Below are 18970 nucleotides of genomic sequence, written 5' to 3'. Positions count from 1 at the left end.
TATACTGTAAGCGATTACTATGAAAAACAGGAGGTTTTATGGATATACATTTTAACAGGGCGAATCCGAAGGAGGCAGCGCGTATGGCCCCATTTTACGCGATGCGTCCGAATAAGACCTGTGACAGCGGTGTGCTGGATACATTTTTATGGAGCGAGTACTATGATGTAAAGACGGCCATCGTCGATGAGAGGGCGGTACTCGTACAGATGAAAAACGGCGATGAGTACTTCTCCGCGATGCCATACTGCAGCGAGACGGATCTGCCATACTACTTCGATCTCCTTCGTCAGTACTTTAATGAGGTGCTGAAGAAGCCGCTGAAGATCTATCTCGCAGATGAAGAGGCTGTGCAGCTCCTGAAGCTCGAGGAGGATCCGCACTTCCTCGTAAAGGAGGAGCGCGATCTCCGGGACTATCTCTACGATGGAGAGGAGCTCCGGACGCTGCCGGGAAAGAAGTTTCACAAGAAAAAGAATCTCGTGAACAAGTTCTGCCGGGAATATGAAGGACGCTGGGAATATCGTACACTTCATGCCGAAGATAAGCTGACGATCTGGGGATTTCTCGATCAGTGGTATGCGAAACACTCCGGGGATGAGGAAGCCGAAGCATCACTGGAGTACGAGGTGAAGGGAATTCACCAGGTGCTTCAGTCGGAGTTCTCTCTCCCGGACTACCACATCGGTGGCATCTTTATCGATGGAAAGCTGGAGGCCTTTTCCATGGGCGCCTTAAACCCTCGTGAGAATATGGCCTGCATCAGTGTCGAGAAGGGCAATGCAGACATTCCGGGTATCTATCAGATCATCAATCAGCAGTTTCTCATCCATGAATTTCCGGAGGCTGCGCTCGTCAACCGGGAGGACGATCTGGGACTCGAAGGACTGCGGCGCGCGAAGGAAAGCTACAATCCGTGCGGATATGCACGGAAATACATGCTCCTCCAGACGGATTTCACTGGCTGGCAGGCAGAAATCACCGACCGGTATGAGGCGGAGATCGATCAGTACGAACATACCGCATCCGAAGGATGAGTACGTGGGACGGCGGTTTCGGTGTTGCTCAGTGCAGTGCATGGATGCACATCGATACAGCAGAACCAGACAGCGATGCAGAGCATCAGAAAAGAGCAGACATCGTATGACAGAAATCAGAGTGTTACGAACACGCGAAGAAAAAGCAGGGACACGCGAACTGTATGAGCGGGTATTTCCGGAGGACAGTGCACGCTTTCTCGACTGGTACTATCAGGATCGCTGCAGCGACAACATCATCCTTGCGATGTGGAAGGATGGACAGCTGGTCGCGATGGCGCATCTGAATCCATTTGTGATGTGTACAAAAAAAGGCACGCGTGCCCGTGTATACTATATCTATGCGGTGGCGACAGCACCGGAGGCACGCCATCAGGGCTGTATGGCAGCACTTCTTCGCCGCAGCTTCCAGCTGATGGAGGAAGCGCATATCCCGTTCTGCTTCCTCCTCCCCGTCGATGAAGCCATCTATCAGCCCTTCGACTTCCATACGGTATGTGACTTTCAGACCACGAAGGCCACAGACTATGCGGCGGTGCAGCAGGCGTATGACGTATATATAGAAGAAAACGATGATTATGTACGTCGTGTGCAGGCGCAGCAGGCGATGGCGGCGGAGGCAGATGAACTGTCCGATTCCGGGCTTCCGGCGCACCCGGTCATCATGGCGAGGATCCTCTCGCTGCCGGATTTCCTTTCGTTCAGTGGTCTCCCGGAGGAGACCGACCGGGCGCAGGCGATCCACTGGCTTCGGCAGCAGCGGATCTATATCGCAGAAGCTGTATAAAAGTATGCAGTGGAACGATTTTATCGTAAGATCGGATGATCCACGACGGGCATAAGCTATGATCGGATGGTACACTGTCTGATCGGATCGTTGAACGTGGCATAGAAAGAGGTGTGTATGACAGAAATCCATGTCGGAGATATCATCAGTGCGAAAAAAAAGCATCCCTGCGGATCAGATGACTGGATCGTCCTCCGTGTGGGGGCCGATATCCGTCTTCGCTGTGCGGGATGTGGGCATCTTCTGATGCTTCCGAGGGCGAAGGTGGACGGGATGATCCGGCACATCCGTACGCCGGAATGAAGCGGCAGATGATAGATGATACTGTATAAAAGGATAGAATCATCTATCGGAGGACGTGCAGAAGCAGAAAAAAGCACGGAAAATCCGAAAAAAATAAGTTGCAAATTTCAATCAAAATAGCTTGCAAACAACTTTGTTTTCTGTTAAGATGCAATATCGTATGACTAAATTCCTTGTTTCCGCCCAGGAGCGGAAGCCAGAGACCAAAAGGAGGTAAAAGCAGATGAACAAATATGAGTTATGTGTTGTTCTGAGTGCGAAGCTCGAAGATGATGAAAGAGCAGCTGCAATCGAGAAGATTAAGGAGTATGTTACTCGTTTCGGTGGCGCTGTCGGAGAGAACATCCAGGAGTGGGGCAAGAAGAGACTTGCATATGAGATTCAGCATATGAAGGAAGGCTTCTACTATTTTATCCCATTCACAGGTGATTCCGAGACTCCGAACGAGCTCGAGAGCCAGCTTCGTATTATGGAACCAGTTATCAGATATCTTGTTGTTAAGCCAGAAGCTGAGACTGAAGCACCAGTAGCTGAGGAAGCTGCTCCTGCAGAAGAGAAAGCTGAATAAGCAAGCGGAAAGCGAGAAAAACAATGAACAAAGTTATCCTCATGGGTAGATTAACCAGAGATCCGGATATCAGATACGCACAGAGTGAGAGCCAGATGGCGATCGCAAGATATACGCTTGCAGTGGATCGTCGTATGCGCCGCTCACAGGATGGCGCCAGCCAGGATCAGCAGACGGCAGACTTTATCGGATGCGTAGCATTCGGACGTTCTGCAGAGTTCGCTGAGAAGTACCTGCGTCAAGGCACCAAAATCGTGGTTGAGGGTAGAATCCAGACCGGAAGCTACACGAACAAGGAAGGCCAGAAGGTCTACACCACGGATGTCGTCGTAGAGAATCAGGAGTTTGCAGAGAGCAAGAACGCATCGGCTGGAAATGGTGGAAACTATTCCGCAAACCGCAGCTATGGACAGCAGTCACATGGCGGCCAGCAGAGCAGTGCTGCGATCGGTGATGGTTTTATGAATATACCTGATGGGGTAGAGGACGAGGGTCTCCCATTTAATTAAGGTGAGGACATGCCCTTGTGACATTTTACAAGGAGGATTAACCATGGCATTTCAGAAGTCAGATAAGCCAGCTAGACCTAGAAGAGCCGGCGGCTTCCGCAGCAGACGTAAGGTTTGCGTATTCTGCAGCGAGAAGGCTAAGCCTATCGATTATAAGGACGTTGCTACATTAAGAAAGTACATCTCTGAGAGAGGTAAGATTCTTCCTAGAAGAATCACTGGAACCTGCGCTAAGCACCAGAGAGCGATCACCCTTGCAGTTAAGAGAGCAAGACACGTAGCACTTCTTCCATACCAGGTAGATTAATTTCAGCCTGACTGAAAAGAAGACGAGGCTGTACCGGAGTTTTCCGGTACAGCTTTTTTCGTATACCGGTTTATGCTATAATCGTATTCGAATTGCTATGCCTTCGTTTCAGGGAGAGCTTATGATGAAGAAAAAAACACAAAGTGTCATCGATATATATCTGGCCTGGCCAATTGTTATCATCGCCATCCTGCTGCTCGGCGATATCGTTCTCTGGCTGACGGAACCGCGTGGCGCATTGATCCTGCTGCCCTTTATTCTCATCGCCACTGCTTTTGCGCTGCTGCTGTACTTTACACGTCAGTCGAAGCTGCAGGGCGCACTGCAGGCTTACGCGATCGGCGCCTGTGAGGTGCATACGACCATCTTCGATGAGATGCCGACGCCATACTGTATGGTCGATGAGCGTGGCAATGTCCTGTGGGCGAACCGCAGCTTTCGTGAAATCGCCGGGAATCGTCCGGATGCCCGGAATATCCTGCAGATGTTTCCGAATATCCATAAGGAGATGCTGGAGGAGGATGACGTTATCCTGGAGATCCACTCGGATTATCAGGATCGAAAATATCTCGTCGATCTGATGAGGACAGCGGTTACGACAGAGGATGGCAGTGCGCCATCGCTGTATGCGCCGGATCAGAAAACCATCGCGGTTTACCTTCGGGATGAAACGGAAGAAACGGTACTTCGGACGCAGCTCAATCAGGAGCATATCGTCATCGGTCTCGTTTACATCGATAACTACGATGAGGTCCGCGAACAGATCGAGGAGGTTCGACGTTCACTGCTGACAGCGCTGATCGATCGAAAGATCAGCCACTATATCTCGTCGGTGAATGGACTGATCTATAAACTGGAGAAGGATAAATATGTTTTTATCCTGAAGGAGCAGTATTTCGATCGTATGCTTCAGGATCGCTTCTCGATTCTCGAAGAGGTGAAAAATGTAAACATCGGCAATGAAATGGCCGTCACACTGAGTATCGGTATCGGTTATGGTGCCGACTCCTATCAGAAGAACTATGAGTATGCACATACCTCCATCGATATGGCACTCGGTCGTGGTGGCGATCAGGCGGTCGTGAAGTCAAACGAAAATCTGACCTACTTCGGTGGGAAGACGCAGACGCAGGAGAAGGCAACCCGCGTGAAGGCGCGTGTGAAGGCACAGGCCTTCCAGGAGCTCCTGGAAACACGGGACCGCGTGCTCGTCATGGGCCATGCGAACAGCGATGTGGACTGCCTCGGTGCGTCCGCCGGTGTATATCGGATGGTGACGGAACTCGGAAAGCGATGCTACATCGTCGAAAATACGGTGACGGCACCGATTCTGCCGCTGAAGGAGCGCTTCCTGCAGAGCGCTGACTATCCGGAGGATATGTTCATCACCGGTGCGCAGGCGCTGCAGATGGTGGATAACAGTACCGTGCTCGTGGTGGTCGACTGTAACCGTCCATCCATCATCGACGAACCGGAGCTGCTCCGGGCATGTAAGACGATCGTGGTCTTCGATCACCATCGTCAGAGCAGTGAGACGATTCAGGGCGCGGTGCTCAGTTACTGTGAGCCGTATGCGTCGAGTGCCTGCGAGATGATCGCCGAGATGATGCAGTACATCGCCGACGGAATCAAGGTCAAGGGGCCGGAGGCAGATGCGATGTATGGCGGTATCGTCATCGATTCACAGGAGTTTACGGTGCAGACCGGCGTACGAACCTTCGAGGCGGCGGCCTATCTCCGCCGCTGTGGTGCAGATATCACACGTATCCGGAAAATCTTCCGTGAGAACTTCAAGGATTATCAGGCGAAGGCAGCGGCCATCTCCAGTGCGGAGATCTACCGCGACGCGTACGCCTTCAGTACGATCGAACCGAAGGGACTCGAGAGTCCGACGGTCGTGTGTGCGCAGGCTGCGAATGAGCTGCTGAACATTCGCGGAATCAAGGCCAGCATCGTACTGACACTGTATAATGATATCATCTATGTATCTGCACGCTCCATCGATGAGATGAATGTACAGGTACTGATGGAAAAGCTCGGCGGCGGCGGACATCGCACGATCGCCGGGGCGCAGCTTCGCGAGGGCAGCTTGCCAGAGGCGATCGCCACGATCAAGCAGGCCATCGACGAGATGATTAAGGAAGGAGAGGCTTCATAATGAAGGTTATTTTATTAAAGGATGTAAAGTCACTGGGTAAAAAGGGTGAAATCGTAGAGGTATCCGAGGGCTACGGACGGAACTTTATTCTTCCGTCGAAGACAGGTGTCCTCGCAGATAATAAGAATCTCAACACACTGAAGCTTCAGAAGCAGAACGATGCGAAGATCGCAGCCGAGAAGCTTCAGGAGGCACAGGAGCTGAGGGAGAAGATCGAGGCGGTAAAGGTTACGATCCCGATCAAGTCCAGTAAGGACGGACGGACCTTCGGTTCTGTTTCCACGAAGGAAGTACAGGAAGCGCTGAAGAAGCAGGCCGGCATCGAGGTTGATAAGAAGAAGCTTTCCTGCGATGTACCGATGAAGAATCTGGGCGGTTATCGTGTAAACGTCAAGCTTCATAAGGATGTCACGGCGGTTCTTCAAGTTTCTGTGATCAGCGAATAAGCGTGACATATCCCATATCGATGTTCTGTGGGGAGATCCTGCAGGAACATCCGATACGGTAGGTTTACACAGAATCACACAGGAGTAGTATGGCAGAGAATAATGAAAACATTCTGACCAGGGTCGTTCCCCACAGTCAGGAAGCCGAACAGAGTGTCATCGGCGCCATGCTCCGGGATAAGGATGCGGTCTCCACTGCTGCGGAGATGCTTCGCCCGGAGGACTTCTATCAGAAGCAGTACAGTCTCATGTTCGACGCGATGACCCAGCTCTATCAGAAGGATCAGCCGGTCGATCTCGTGACGCTGTCGGAGAAGCTGAAGGCGACGAGCAACATCCCGCCGGAGGTATACGACATCGCGGTGATCCGTGATATCGTCATGTCGGTGCCGACGAGTGCCAATGTAAAATCCTACTGCACCATCGTGAAGGAGAAGTCGATTCTCCGTACGCTCATCCGGACGAACGAAGATATCGCAAATATGTGTTACAGCGGCACGGAGTCCGCGGATACGATCCTGAATGAGACGGAGCAGCGGATCTTCAAGCTCCTGGAAACCAGAAACACCGGCGACAGTGAGGATATCGCAACCGTCGCGATGAAGGTGCTCGAGAACATCCAGGAAGCCGCACAGAACGGTGGACAGATCACCGGTATCCCGACGGGCTTCAAAGCGCTCGACTATAAGACCGCAGGGCTTCAGCGCTCGGATCTCATCCTCGTAGCGGCTCGTCCGTCCATGGGTAAGACCGCCTTCGTCCTGAATATCCTCGATAATGTCGGCGTACGGCAGAAGAAGCCATGTATGATCTTCTCACTCGAAATGAGCCGGGAGCAGCTCGTCAACCGTATGCTCTCGATGGAGTCGCTCGTCGATGCAGATAAGCTCCGTAAGGGTTCCCTCACGGATGAGGACTGGGGCGAGCTGATCAATGCCGTCGACCGTGTCGCAGATGCAAATATCACCATCGATGATACACCGGGTATTACGGTCGGAGAGCTCCGCTCCAAGTGCCGTAAGCAGAAGCTCGAAAAGGGACTCGACCTCGTCATCATCGACTACCTCCAGCTCATGTCCGGTGGCGGACGTGGCGGCGAGAGCCGTCAGCAGGAGATCTCGGAGATCTCCCGTTCCCTGAAGGCGGTTGCACGAGAGATGAAGTGTCCGGTTATCGCCCTTTCCCAGCTGTCGCGAGCGGTAGAGCAGCGTCCGGATCATCGTCCGATGCTGTCCGACCTGCGAGAGTCCGGTGCGATCGAGCAGGATGCCGATATCGTGATGTTCCTGTATCGTGATGAGTACTATAATAAAGATACGGAGCATCCGCATGAGGCGGAGGTCATCATCGCGAAGCAGCGTAACGGTCCGATCGGTACCGTCATCCTCGGATGGCAGGCAGAGTATACACGATTTGTAAACGCTGCCCTCGATCGCGACAATCACTGATCAGACGCAGGATGAGGATGTAAGAACGTGCGGCTTCTGCAGATTTCACCAGAATCAGACGGAAATCTGCGGTTGCACGTAAAAGTTTTATAAAATCTCATGTAGAGATTTGCATTTTATACCGCTTTCAGTTACTATAATCTGAATATAAATACCGGAGTTCTTCCGGTAGCGAAGGAGGCGCCATTATGAAAATTGAACGAATTGATGACAACTCCATCAGATGCACACTGACGAGCCTGGATCTGAGCTCTCGTAACATCAATCTCCGGGATATGACCTATGGGTCAGAAGCCGCGAAGCGACTGTTCACGGAGATGATGCAGAAAGCGCAGAACGAGGTCGGCTTCACCGCCGACAGCGGACCTCTGATGATCGAGGCCGTACCGCTTCAGGGCGGTTCGATTCAGCTCGTGATTTCAAAAGTAGATGATCCGGAAGAGCTCGACACACGCTTTTCGAAATTTACAGCGGCTGCCGCCGGCAGTCAGAGCGGCTGGATCTCTCAGCTCGCAAGTGAAATTCTCGAGGGTGCACATGGACTTCTTCAGGAAATGAAGGATAAGGCATCGCAGCAGGCGAATACACTGGATGGTGGAAACACCGCGACGAGTGGACCGGACGGACATGCGGAAGCAGATGCGGATCGCCACGATGACGATACGGATGTTTATCGCATCTACGCCTTCCAGTCCCTGGATCGTGTCATCGATGCAGCGACTGCCATCGGTGACATCTATGATGGTCCGAATACCCTGTATAAGGACCCGCAGGACCATCACTTCTATCTCGTTCTTCATGCCGGAAAGGGTGGGGCCAATGCACTCAACCGTGCGTCTAATCTCCTCTCGGAGTATGGAAGCAAGCTGAAGGAGAATGAGCTATATGAGGCATATTTCAGTGAGCACTATGAGCTCTTCCTGAAGGAAAATGCCCTGCAGAAGCTGAGAAGCATCTGAGGATAGAAACATAGACAGGCTGCAGAACGCAGCCATGAAAGAGGAGAACACAATTATGACGATTACGAAGGATATGCGCATCGGCGATCTGCTTCAGATGAATGAGATGATCGCTCCATTTCTGATGCAGAATGGTATGGGCTGTGTGTACTGCCCGTCATCCATGATGGAGTCACTGGAAGAGGCCTGCATGGTGCACGGCATCGACTGTGATATGCTGACGGCCGACCTCAATGATGTACTGCTCGAGTACGAGGAGGCACAGAAGGCACAGCAGACAGAGCAGCCGGAAGCATAAATCCAAACCGAAACACAAAAACAGGGCGTCATGTGCGCCCTGTTTTTTTATACGCTCTGCAACCGTTCAGGCAGTACCGCCTCCTCCAGGTTCCCCACTGCCTGAATGGTTACGTATCCAGCATTCATATTTTATTTCGACTTCATCGAGAGTCCGCCGCTCAGCATATCGCCGGTGATGATGGCGAGCTCGTGTGGGGTCTCCTTCATGTTGCTCGAGAACCAGTACTGCAGCAGACTGATCAGTCCGCCGACGATGAAGGCATAGTAGCTGTCGAACTGCTCCGGGCGCTGCTTCTTCGTGATGAAGGACCACTCATTCAGGCACTTCTCACGGACCAGCTCCTTCAGACTGTTCAGGAAACGGATATCTCCGTTTTCGCCGATCAGGATGCGGATGAAATCGCCGTTTTTCATACAGAGCGTATAGACACTCTCGAAGAAGCGGGTCGCATCATCTGAAACACTCTTCTCGTCAAATTCGTTCAGCGTTTCCTTAAACTCCTCCAGGATATCATCCTCGGTCTTCTCCAGGAGATCGAAGACATCCTTATAGTGCAGATAGAAGGTGCCACGATTGACATCTGCGAGATCGGTGAGCTCTCGTACCGAGATATCCTTCACCTGCTTCACCAGCATCAGATTCGCCAGTGCACCCTTTAGTGCGGCTCTGGTCTTTCGGATACGACGATCCATCGTATCATTTTCTTTTATAGAACTTCCCATATCCATACCCTCCAAAGGCCATTAACAGCCTGAATATATATATTTCGTGGTTTTTCACACGTGTTAGACACATATTATGAAAATGTTTATTTATAAACCAAGTGGCCAAAATTGACCATTGATAATTTGCACGCTCGTCTATATAATGGACAGTACCACAGAAATAGACATGTGTCAATAAATGAAACGCAGGTTAATAAAGAACTCGTATCAATTAAAACGCAAAATGTCGTGGATTCAGTGGCGGGACATACTAAAACTTGTTTTTTCATCGAAAAGACAGTGCAGGAGAGAGCAACATGAGCTTATTCAAGAAGAAAACGCAGGATACTGCCAGAGAAGCGTCTGTAAAGCAGGCACGAAATGAAATCCACCTTCCGGAGGATGAAGCCATCGAAGCCCACAAAAAGAAGAAGGAAGCGAAAAAAGCGAGGAAGCAGGAGTATAAGCACGGAAATCTCGCCGACTTCATCGTCGATCATAACAAGGGCATCCGAAATCTCATCATTCTGCTGGTGGTTTTCTTCGGTTTATGTTATCCACTCGTTTCGGTCAATTACGATCTGACGAAGTACCTTCCGAATGATGTGGATTCGAAGATCGCCATCAATAAGATGCGCGATGTCTTCGGCTATCCGGGTACCGGACGACTGATGCTGAAGGATGTCACTCTCTATGAGGCGAAGCAGTATAAGAATGAAATCGAGGCCATCGATGGCGTCGACCAGGTCATCTGGTGTGACCTGACGACGCAGGTCTATGGCTCCTCCGAGTTCATCAACTACGATGATATCGATGACTACTATAAGGATAACAACGCCGTCATGGATATCACCTTCGAAGAGGGCGATACCTCGAAGCGAACGCACAAGGCCATCCAGGAAATCGATGATCTGATCGGTGACCGCGGCTACCTCGTCGGCATGTCGCCGACGAATAAGTTCATCGAGGAAAACGTAAAGAAAGAGATGCAGCAGGTCATGGGCATCGTCGTCGTCCTGATCTTCATCATCCTCCTCTTTACGACGACCTCCTGGTTCGAACCGGTTCTCTTCCTGACGATCATCGGCTGTGCCATCGTACTGAATAAAGGAACGAACATCTTTCTCGGCGAGATCTCGTATATCACGAACAACATCTCGGATATCCTGCAGCTCGCCACCTCGATGGACTACGCGGTTTTCCTGCTCCATGCATATGAGCGACAGCGTGAGCAGGGCCTCGAAAAGGTCGCTGCGCTGAAGCAGGGCCTCATGAGTACCATCACGACCATCCTGGCCTCCTCACTGACCACCTTCTTCGGCTTCATCGTCCTCGTCTTCATGCGATTCAGCATCGGCTGGGACATGGGTATCGCGATGGCGAAGGGTATCATCTGTTCCCTTCTGATGGTCATCTTCCTGATGCCGTCCCTGCTGCTCAGCTGGTCTGACCGTATCGACCGCATGAAGCACAAGCCGTTCCTGCCGAAGTTTCACCGCTTCAGTATCGCGGTCAATAAATTAAGCCCGATCATCCTGGTGGCTGCCCTCGTGGTGGCTGGTCCGATCTACTTCGCACAGGGCATGAACAAGTTCATGTACGGCCCGGATGCGACGGGTGCCGGACCTGGAACCTCGATGTATGAAAACTCCGCGGCGATCGACGAGGAGTTCGGTCGAAGCAATCTGCTCGTCGCGATCTTCCCGGATACCGATCGGCTGAAGGAGAAGGAGCTCTGCGATAAACTGGAAGATCTTCCATATGTAAAGAATGTCACCGGCATGGAGGCTTACCTTCCGGAGGGACTTCCGGAGAGCTTCCTTCCGAGCTCTGTGACCGAGCTTTTCCATAAGGACGGCTATGCGCGACTGCTCATCTATATAAGAACGAAACCGGAATCCACGACCGCCTTCAAGTACTCGGATGAGGTCTCCGACATCATCAAGAGCTACTACCCGGGCGAGGCGTACATCACCGGTAACACCCCGACGACCCAGGATATGGAAACCGTCCTGATCCCGGATTATAACCTCGTCAACGGTCTCGCGATGATCTGTATTTTCATCGTCGTCGCGATCTCGTTCCACTCGGTCGTGATGCCGATCATCGCGATGATTCCGATCATGATGGCGATTTACGTGAACATGGCGTTCCCGTACTTCGCCGGCCGGGAGCTCATCTTCATCGCCTACGCCGTGGTCTCCTGCGTACAGCTCGGATCCACCATCGACTATGCGATTTCGTCGACCGAGAACTACCTGCAGACTCGTGCCGTCGAGCCGGATAAGCGGAAGGCTGCGATCCGTGCGACGCAGCTCAGCTTCCCGTCCATCCTGACATCGGGTGTCATCCTGATCGTCTGCGGTTATGTCATCAGCTTCATGTCGTCCATCCCGGCGATCAGCCAGGTAGGCCATCTCGTAGGACGAGGCGCGATTTTCTCCGTGACCTTCGTCACCCTCCTGATGCCGTGCCTCCTGCAGCTGGCCGACCGCTTCATCACCGTGCCGGCTGCCACCAAGCGTGCACGCCGTAGAGCCGCGATCAATGAAACGATCCTCGGTCTCCGCGAACGCCGCCGTGCCCGTCACCAGCGGGTGAAGGAGCTCCTCGGTGGACATGGCACAGCCACTTCCGAAGCCAATGTCTCCACCGCGAAGATAGATACCTCCGCCGGAAGCATTGACCAGGGCACAGCGTCCGAAGCCAATGTCTCCACCGCGAAGGGAGATACCTCCGCCGGCAGCATCACGAAAGACGAAGTGAAGGAAACCGCATCTGAAAACAGTGACCACGAAGCATCAAGCGAAAAGTGAAGGAGTGAGGACAATGAGAAAGCATTCAGTCCAGAAAATGATGAAAAAAACGGCGGCTTACACAGTGCTTTTAAGCTGCCTTACCACAAATATCCTGGTCGCACCGATGACGGCGTATGCCGGACAGGCGACCGCAGATGTCGATGAGACCCTGTACCTGAACCTCGACTACTATGGCAACGTCAGTGATGCCAATGTCGTGAAGGGCATCAACTTCAACGGCACAAGCAGCTACACGGACTTCGGTGACTATCTGAAGATCACCAACATGACCGATGAGCAGAAGCCGGAGATCAAGAACGGTTCCATCACCTTCGAGAAAAACAAGAACGGAAAGTTCTTCTTCCAGGGCGAGCTGAAGCCGGATAAAATCAAGGCACCGTGGACCTTCGACATCACCTATAAGCTGAACGGCGTGGTGACCGATGCGGATAAGATCGCCGGTGCGTCCGGCCTCGTCGAGATGGACATCGACTGCACGCCGAACAAGAGCGTGTCGAAGTACATGCAGGACAACATGATGCTCTTCGTGGCGATTCCGGTCGACATCCAGAAGTGCTATTCGGTCGATGCACCGGAGAGCCAGACCATGACCCTCGGCCAGTATACCGGTATCGTGTTCACTGCGCTCCCGGGCCAGGAGGGACACTTCCAGGTTCGTCTCGGTACCGATCAGTTCGAGTCGGTCGGCGCGATCTTCGCGATGACCCCGGGCACCGTCGGTGCGCTGAACAAGATTAAGGATCTCAAGGACATCAAGGATGATTTCCGTGATGATACGAACGCCATGCTCGACGACTTCGATAACGTCCTCGATGATGTGACCGATGTCAGCGCACAGCTGAAGATCACAAACCAGATCCTCGAGCAGCTGCAGTCCGGCAAGAATAAGATCCACGGCAACGCGCAGGTCATCTTCGACGGCAATGACGTCGCCATCCAGGATCTCCGCGATCTGAACGGCACCCTGACCCCGCTGAACGACGATCTCAAGACCGCACAGTGGATGGTCTATGATGTAAACCAGAACCTGAACACCCTCGACTCGGATCTCATGGACTCGAGCGCGAAGCTGAAGAGCCTGAGCACGAAGCTGAAGCGGCTCGGCAGCTCCATGAGCGGCACCAGCATCGACAACCTGCAGATTCAGGATATGTCGGATGAAATCCATGGCGTGACATCGACGCTCGGACAGGTGAATACCGATATCAAGAATCTGACGGATTCTAAGAATCGGGAGGAGTTCAAGGCGAGTGCGTCGGAACTTGCAGTCGGTGCCGGACTTTCACATGTAAAGAATCATACAACGGGTGTAAACGCAAACACATCAGCATCTGCCGCAGTAACAGATGAAATCGAAACTCGTATTAAGAAGATTCAGAAAGCAGCTAAGATTGCGCAGAGCGGTCAGGAAAGCAATGAAGAATATGTAGCGAAGGTTAAAGAAGTATGTACGGAAGCAATAAAGAATGAGTTTTCATCTGCGCAAACTGAGGCCGGATCGAACCTAAATACGAATTTAGGCGAGGCTGTGTATGAGGCGCTTGTGGCCAGTGGTGAATTACCGGAAGCAGCCTTGACTGCGCAGAAGAACACCATCTATATCCTCGCAACTGCGCTTCAGAATATGGGTATCACCGATACGAAAACCATAACAAAGTCTGTGGGGACAGCACTTGCAACAGCAGCGTCTGGTGGAGATGTGGCAACAGCACTTGCGCCAACGCTCTCTGCATCATCGAGAGGTGAGGAAGCAAAGGAAAAGGCTGTTAAAGCCCTGATCCAGACAGAAACTCAGAAGGCAATAGTAAGCAGTGGCTTAACAGATCAAGAGAAGTATGCTTACGGTAATCATCTTAAGGATTTCACAAAACTTCAAGAGGATGCTTCGGCTCTTAATAAGACTGCAATTGGCTCCAGTGCATCGCAGCTTGCAGATGATGTGAATGGTCTTACCGGTGCCATCGAAGATATCCTGAATGCGACCGACAGTCTCGTCGACAGTGATGCGGCCGAGAACCTGGTCGACTACATCAACAGCGTCACATCGGATCTCAATGAGATCATGGACAATGGTGGTGCGGTGGCATTCGATGCGGCGAAGACGCTGAACACACTTCGCAGCGTGATCAGTGATATCGATGAGCTGATCGGCATCATGAATGCGTACTACGATGATGTGCAGAAGACCCTCGAGGATTCCGAGAATGTGCTGACCCAGATTCAGAAGACCTCCGGTGATGCAGCGACGGCGCTTCAGAATCTGAACTCGACGCTTCGCTCCGCAGAGCCTGACTTCTCTGCAGCGGCAGACAACTCCTTCAAGGTCGGTCACATGGCGATCGACAACACGAACAAGATCGTCGACGATACGAAGGATTTTAAGTCCACCGGACGCAATCTTCGTGATACGATTAATAACAAGCTCGATGAGGAGGAAGCAGACAACAACTTCCTGAACATGGACCCGGAGGCGACGAAGGTTTCCCTCACGAGTGATCAGAACCAGGAGCCGACCTCCATCGCGATCATCTGCCGTTCGGATGAGATTTCCGTCGACGATGACACGACGAAGACCCTCGATGCGGAGGTTCCGGATGCATCGACGACCCTCCTCGGCAGAATCAAGGCGGTATTTGTGAAGCTCTGGAACACGGTTCGTTCCCTGCTCGGCATGGACGACTAAAACGTAGAGGAAGAGAAGATCCCCGTGGCGTGGCGGATCCGCAGCGTGCGGCAGCCCGAACGACACGGTTTCGCCGCATCCCCCGCAGCGAGGGCTGATGGAAGCATTGGCCCAGGACGCGGGCGGATGGCGCGGAAAGGAAGCACTATGAAAAAGATACAGAAAACACTGATGATCACCGGTGCGCTCGCAGCACTGATGGCGTCGCCGGCACTGGCGATGATCAAGTCGATCGAGATCAACGCGGACACGGATTCTATACCGAGCTACAGCGCGGGCACGGCGTTTTTCCCGGAGTACGAGGTATCGGATGACGACGCAAACGGGCTGACCGTGGCCTTCTCCCCAGAGGCGAGGTCGGCGATGGGCAGCGCGAATCCGACGATTCCGGCGACCGTGAAGTTCACGATCCAGAGCGACAGCGAGGATCTCGATGACGACCTCCGGATCATCGGCACCGGCATCCGCAGCACCTATGTGGATACCGTGTCGGTGGATAACTCCGAGGCGACGGGCCGCCTGCTGGTGTACCCGTTCTACGAGCTGCTTGCACCGACCGTGACGATCAACGGCACAGAGGCACAGTGGGCCGAGGTGCCATACGCCGGAAAATACGAGATCGTGACGACCTATGTAAATAAGAGCGGCAACGAAACCACGACGCATCATACGACGAAGAACTGTCACTATAGCATCGCGTCGGCGGTGGCCAATGCTTATAACGGTCAGGTCGGTGTCGCGGTGCGCGCGCTGCCGACGGGCGATGAGGGCTATCAGACGCTCACCGTCGCAAACGGCGGGATCGTGAACGGCGTCGCGAAGTGGGATGCACTCACGGAGTTTGCAAACCAGTACGAGCTGAAGATCAGCTATACGCTGAACGACGGAAAGAAGCAGACCACCCGCTGCAAGACCACGGACACAAGCAAGGATGTCAGCGCGTATGTGAATTCCGCGGCGAACAACTCGCTCGTGGTGACCGTGCGTGCCCTGCCGAAGCAGAACGACGCGGCGTACTACAACATCGCGACCTCTGAGTGGGGACGTGCCGGCGGATATACAGCGGACACCTCGGACTATGAGATCGACGATAAGTGGGCATTCCTTTCCAGCTATCAGGCGACGGTCGAGGGTGACTTCGCGACGAAGCTTCGTGGCAGCGCAGCCCGCTTCGGCACCACGGCCTCGACCGGCAGCCAGGACGGCGCCTGGAACCGTGTCGCCTACCACTGGCAGTACATCGTGAACGGCACAGCGTTTAACCAGGGCTGGCGCCAGATCAACGGCAGCTGGTACTACTTCGACCCAGACGGCTACATGCACACCGGCTGGCTCGAGTGGAACGGCCACTGGTACTACCTCGAGTCGAAGGTCGGCGCGACCTGCGGCACCATGTACACCGGCACACAGCAGATCGGCGGCGCAACCTACAGCTTCGCAGCCGACGGCATCTGCCTGAACAGATAATTTTATATACGTGAAGCCAGGTCCCCGGAGGGCTGTCTGCAGAAGCACCGTACTTCTGCCAGCAGCTCGCCGGGGATCTTTTGTGAATTTGTGATATAAATATCAGATATGGCAGATTCCACTTAACATTCCTGAGAAACTCCGTTATACTGTTTGTCGACTTTACATAGGGAGAACAGGCAGGGAAGCCTGTAAGAGAAGATGAACAAACAGTGGTTTTCAAAGGGATTACGCGATGGTATTCCGATCGCGGCGGGATATTTTGCAGTGTCGTTTGCGCTTGGCATCGCGGCGCGGAACGCAGGACTCAACGCGTTTCAGGCGACGCTCGCGAGCCTGCTGTGCAATGCCTCCGCAGGTGAGTTCGCGGGCTTCACGGTGATCGCGAGCAATGCCTCCTACCTCACCATGGCGGTGATCACGGCGATCACGAATGCGCGCTACCTTCTGATGTCGGCGGCGCTCTCACAGAAGCTGCCGGCGGATACGAAGCTCGGTCATCGACTGCTGGTTGGTTTCTGGATCACGGATGAGATCTTCGGTGCCTCCGCGACGGTACCAGGCAAGCTGAATCCATTTTATAATTACGGACTCGCGGTGTGTGCGCTCAGCTTCTGGGCCCTCGGCACCTGCCTCGGCGTCGTGGTCGGCAATATCCTGCCGGCGAATGTCGTGAGTGCGCTCGGCGTACTCCTGTACGGCATGTTCCTCGCCATCATCATGCCGCCGGCGCGGAAGGACCGGATCGTACGTCTGCTGGTGGCAGTATCCATGCTGCTCAGCTTCATCTTTGCACGTGCACCCTGGATCTCACAGCTCAGCGATGGCACGCGCATCATCATCCTGACGGTCCTGATTGCCGGTGCCGGTGCCGTCCTCTTCCCGATTTCAGATGAAGAGGAGAAGGCTCAGGGTGAGGGGGTCGATATCAGCGCGGCAGATATGAAGAGTGCGCTGGATGCAGAAGTGGAGAAGCTCGAAGAAAATGTGGATAACGCGGTCACTGCAGGAAAGGAGGACACGAAGTGATGCATCAGAAATATGTGTATATCTTTATCATGTTCTTCGTGTCGTTCCTGATCCGTGTGCTGCCGCTGACACTCATCCGGAAGGAAATCAAGAACCGGACGATCCGCTCGTTCCTCTACTATGTGCCGTACGTGACCCTGGCGGTCATGACCTTCCCGGCGATCATGGACGCGACCGCGCAGCCGATGGCGGGCCTCGCCTCGCTCCTGCTCGGCATGATCATCGCCTGGTTCGGCGGCGGACTCTTCCCGACCGCGATAGCCTGCAGCGTGACGGTGTTTGTACTTGAGATGATACTGTAACGGAAGACGCCAGAGAACGACCACTGAAAGCCATACGTAGAGAACGTGAAGAATCAAAATCCTACCCCTTAGAAGTACTTGGAGTAATTTTTCCTTAGCACCCTCTGCAACGCTGAGTTTTCATCAAGAAAACTCAGTGATTGCAGAGGGCCTAGTACTTCTTAGGGGTAGGATTTTAGATTCTTCCGTTCTCGCAGTACTGTGCTTCCAGTGGTCGTCCTCTGGTGGCTTTCGCTACGTCTTCAATTCGGTATAAATATCACGCTTCGAGACGCCGCGGTCCTTCGCAACGGCCTTCATGGCGTCCTTCTCGCTCATACCCTGATCGAGGTAGTGCTGCATATGCTCCGCGAGCGGCATGGCGTTCCAGTTCGCCTGCGCCTCCTCGGTGATGGACTCCGGAGAGCGCCCCTCGATGACGAGCACATACTCGCCGAGCGGGTCCTCCTCCTGATACAGTGCGATAGCGTCGCCGAGGGTGGTACGGATCGCTTCCTCATGCTTCTTCGTGAGCTCACGACAGAGGGAGATGCGGCGCTCACGGCCGAGGACGTCCGCGAGATCCCGGAGCGTGACACGCAGCTTGTGCGGTGCCTCGTAGAGAATCATCGTGCGGGTCTCGGTGCGCAGCTCCTCGAGGATGCGCTGACGCTCTTTCTTGTTTGCCTTTTCCGTCGGAAGGAAGGCCTCGAAGGCGAAGCGGCGGGTCGGGAGTCCAGAGATCGTGAGGGCGGTGACGGCTGCGACCGGTCCCGGCAGCGAGGTGACGGTGATGCCGGCCTCGACGGCCTGCCGGACGAGCTCCTCCCCCGGATCGGAAACGCAAGGCGTGCCGGCGTCCGTGATGATCGCGACACTCTTCCCGGCAAGCATATCCTGCACCAGCGCCCGGGCCTTGTCGTATTTGTTGAATTCATGGTACGCCGTCATCGGCGTTTTGATCTCGAAATGATTTAACAGCTTGATCGAGTTTCGTGTATCCTCCGCGGCGATCACGTCGACGGACTGTAAGCACTTCACCACGCGAAAGGTCATATCATCGAGATTACCGATCGGTGTCGCGCATACATACAGTGTTCCTGCCATTGTAAACCTCCATAACTGCAGCTTCTTCCGGGACCGTCACGATCCGCGTCGCGAGAA

The 18970-nt window shown here is 53.5% G+C and carries 18 protein-coding genes; 16 read left to right on the top strand and 2 right to left on the bottom strand.

Annotated features, from left to right (window positions below; all coding sequences use genetic code 11):
- Positions 1-38: 38 nt before the first annotated feature.
- The 11 genes from ACTQ52_RS01400 (at position 39) to ACTQ52_RS01350 (ending at position 8820) form a co-directional block, all read left to right on the top strand.
- Positions 39-1037: a DUF2156 domain-containing protein gene (locus ACTQ52_RS01400; protein ID WP_410043167.1), complete on the top strand. Its 999-nt coding sequence runs from the start codon at positions 39-41 to the stop codon at positions 1035-1037.
- A 106-nt stretch (positions 1038-1143) separates the two neighbouring features.
- Positions 1144-1824, top strand: a complete 681-nt coding sequence (locus ACTQ52_RS01395; protein ID WP_441981560.1) for a GNAT family N-acetyltransferase — start codon at positions 1144-1146, stop codon at positions 1822-1824.
- A gap of 117 nt (positions 1825-1941) precedes the next feature.
- A complete protein-coding gene (locus ACTQ52_RS01390) occupies positions 1942-2127 on the top strand; it encodes a DUF951 domain-containing protein (protein ID WP_410043165.1) in 186 nt (61 codons plus the stop codon).
- Between the two features lie 223 nt (positions 2128-2350).
- On the top strand, positions 2351-2695 hold the full coding sequence (gene rpsF, locus ACTQ52_RS01385; RefSeq protein WP_410043164.1) for a 30S ribosomal protein S6: 345 nt from the start codon (positions 2351-2353) through the stop codon (positions 2693-2695).
- Positions 2696-2718: 23 nt separating this feature from the next.
- Complete coding sequence (locus ACTQ52_RS01380) at positions 2719-3204, top strand: single-stranded DNA-binding protein (protein ID WP_410043163.1); 486 nt, start codon at positions 2719-2721, stop codon at positions 3202-3204.
- 43 nt (positions 3205-3247) lie between these two features.
- Positions 3248-3511, top strand: a complete 264-nt coding sequence (gene rpsR / locus ACTQ52_RS01375; RefSeq protein WP_410043162.1) for a 30S ribosomal protein S18 — start codon at positions 3248-3250, stop codon at positions 3509-3511.
- A gap of 124 nt (positions 3512-3635) precedes the next feature.
- Positions 3636-5669, top strand: coding sequence for a DHH family phosphoesterase (locus ACTQ52_RS01370; protein WP_441981572.1), 2034 nt, complete (start codon positions 3636-3638; stop codon positions 5667-5669).
- Positions 5669-6115 (top strand): 50S ribosomal protein L9, encoded by a 447-nt coding sequence (rplI, locus tag ACTQ52_RS01365; protein ID WP_410043161.1) that lies wholly within the window; start codon positions 5669-5671, stop codon positions 6113-6115. Before ACTQ52_RS01370 ends, rplI begins: the two co-directional genes overlap by 1 nt.
- An 89-nt stretch (positions 6116-6204) precedes the next feature.
- A complete protein-coding gene (gene dnaB, locus ACTQ52_RS01360; protein ID WP_410043160.1) occupies positions 6205-7563 on the top strand; it encodes a replicative DNA helicase in 1359 nt (452 codons plus the stop codon).
- A gap of 188 nt (positions 7564-7751) precedes the next feature.
- Positions 7752-8522, top strand: a complete 771-nt coding sequence (locus ACTQ52_RS01355; RefSeq protein WP_441981559.1) for an adaptor protein MecA — start codon at positions 7752-7754, stop codon at positions 8520-8522.
- Between the two features lie 55 nt (positions 8523-8577).
- On the top strand, positions 8578-8820 hold the full coding sequence (locus tag ACTQ52_RS01350) for a DUF1858 domain-containing protein (RefSeq protein ID WP_410043158.1): 243 nt from the start codon (positions 8578-8580) through the stop codon (positions 8818-8820).
- A 131-nt stretch (positions 8821-8951) separates the two neighbouring features.
- Here the strand turns inward: ACTQ52_RS01350 and ACTQ52_RS01345 are convergent, their stop codons facing one another.
- Complete coding sequence (locus ACTQ52_RS01345) at positions 8952-9545, bottom strand: TetR/AcrR family transcriptional regulator (RefSeq protein WP_410043157.1); 594 nt, start codon at positions 9543-9545, stop codon at positions 8952-8954.
- Positions 9546-9844: 299 nt separating this feature from the next.
- On the opposite strand from ACTQ52_RS01345, the gene ACTQ52_RS01340 reads away from it, so the two are divergent.
- From ACTQ52_RS01340 to ACTQ52_RS01320, 5 genes are all read left to right on the top strand, one after another.
- Positions 9845-12343, top strand: coding sequence for an efflux RND transporter permease subunit (locus ACTQ52_RS01340; RefSeq protein WP_441226752.1), 2499 nt, complete (start codon positions 9845-9847; stop codon positions 12341-12343).
- A gap of 13 nt (positions 12344-12356) precedes the next feature.
- A complete protein-coding gene (locus tag ACTQ52_RS01335; protein ID WP_441981558.1) occupies positions 12357-15029 on the top strand; it encodes a hypothetical protein in 2673 nt (890 codons plus the stop codon).
- 147 nt (positions 15030-15176) lie between these two features.
- The gene (locus tag ACTQ52_RS01330; RefSeq protein WP_441981557.1) at positions 15177-16496 is read left to right on the top strand and encodes a hypothetical protein; all 1320 of its coding nucleotides are present in this window, start codon (positions 15177-15179) and stop codon (positions 16494-16496) included.
- A gap of 201 nt (positions 16497-16697) precedes the next feature.
- Positions 16698-17525: an AzlC family ABC transporter permease gene (locus ACTQ52_RS01325; protein ID WP_441981556.1), complete on the top strand. Its 828-nt coding sequence runs from the start codon at positions 16698-16700 to the stop codon at positions 17523-17525.
- Complete coding sequence (locus ACTQ52_RS01320; RefSeq protein ID WP_441981555.1) at positions 17525-17827, top strand: AzlD domain-containing protein; 303 nt, start codon at positions 17525-17527, stop codon at positions 17825-17827. The genes ACTQ52_RS01325 and ACTQ52_RS01320 overlap by 1 nt, the downstream gene beginning before the upstream one ends.
- A 234-nt stretch (positions 17828-18061) precedes the next feature.
- On the opposite strand, the gene rsmI is transcribed toward ACTQ52_RS01320, so the two are convergent.
- Positions 18062-18913, bottom strand: a complete 852-nt coding sequence (gene rsmI, locus ACTQ52_RS01315) for a 16S rRNA (cytidine(1402)-2'-O)-methyltransferase (protein ID WP_441981554.1) — start codon at positions 18911-18913, stop codon at positions 18062-18064.
- Positions 18914-18970 lie beyond the last annotated feature (57 nt).

The sequence above is a fragment of the Oribacterium sp. Sow4_G1_1 genome, assembly GCF_052116105.1.
In the GTDB taxonomy this organism is placed as follows: domain Bacteria; phylum Bacillota; class Clostridia; order Lachnospirales; family Lachnospiraceae; genus Oribacterium.
The sequence above is the reverse complement of the archived record's forward strand: the minus strand, read 5'-3'. Positions and strand labels throughout refer to the sequence as shown.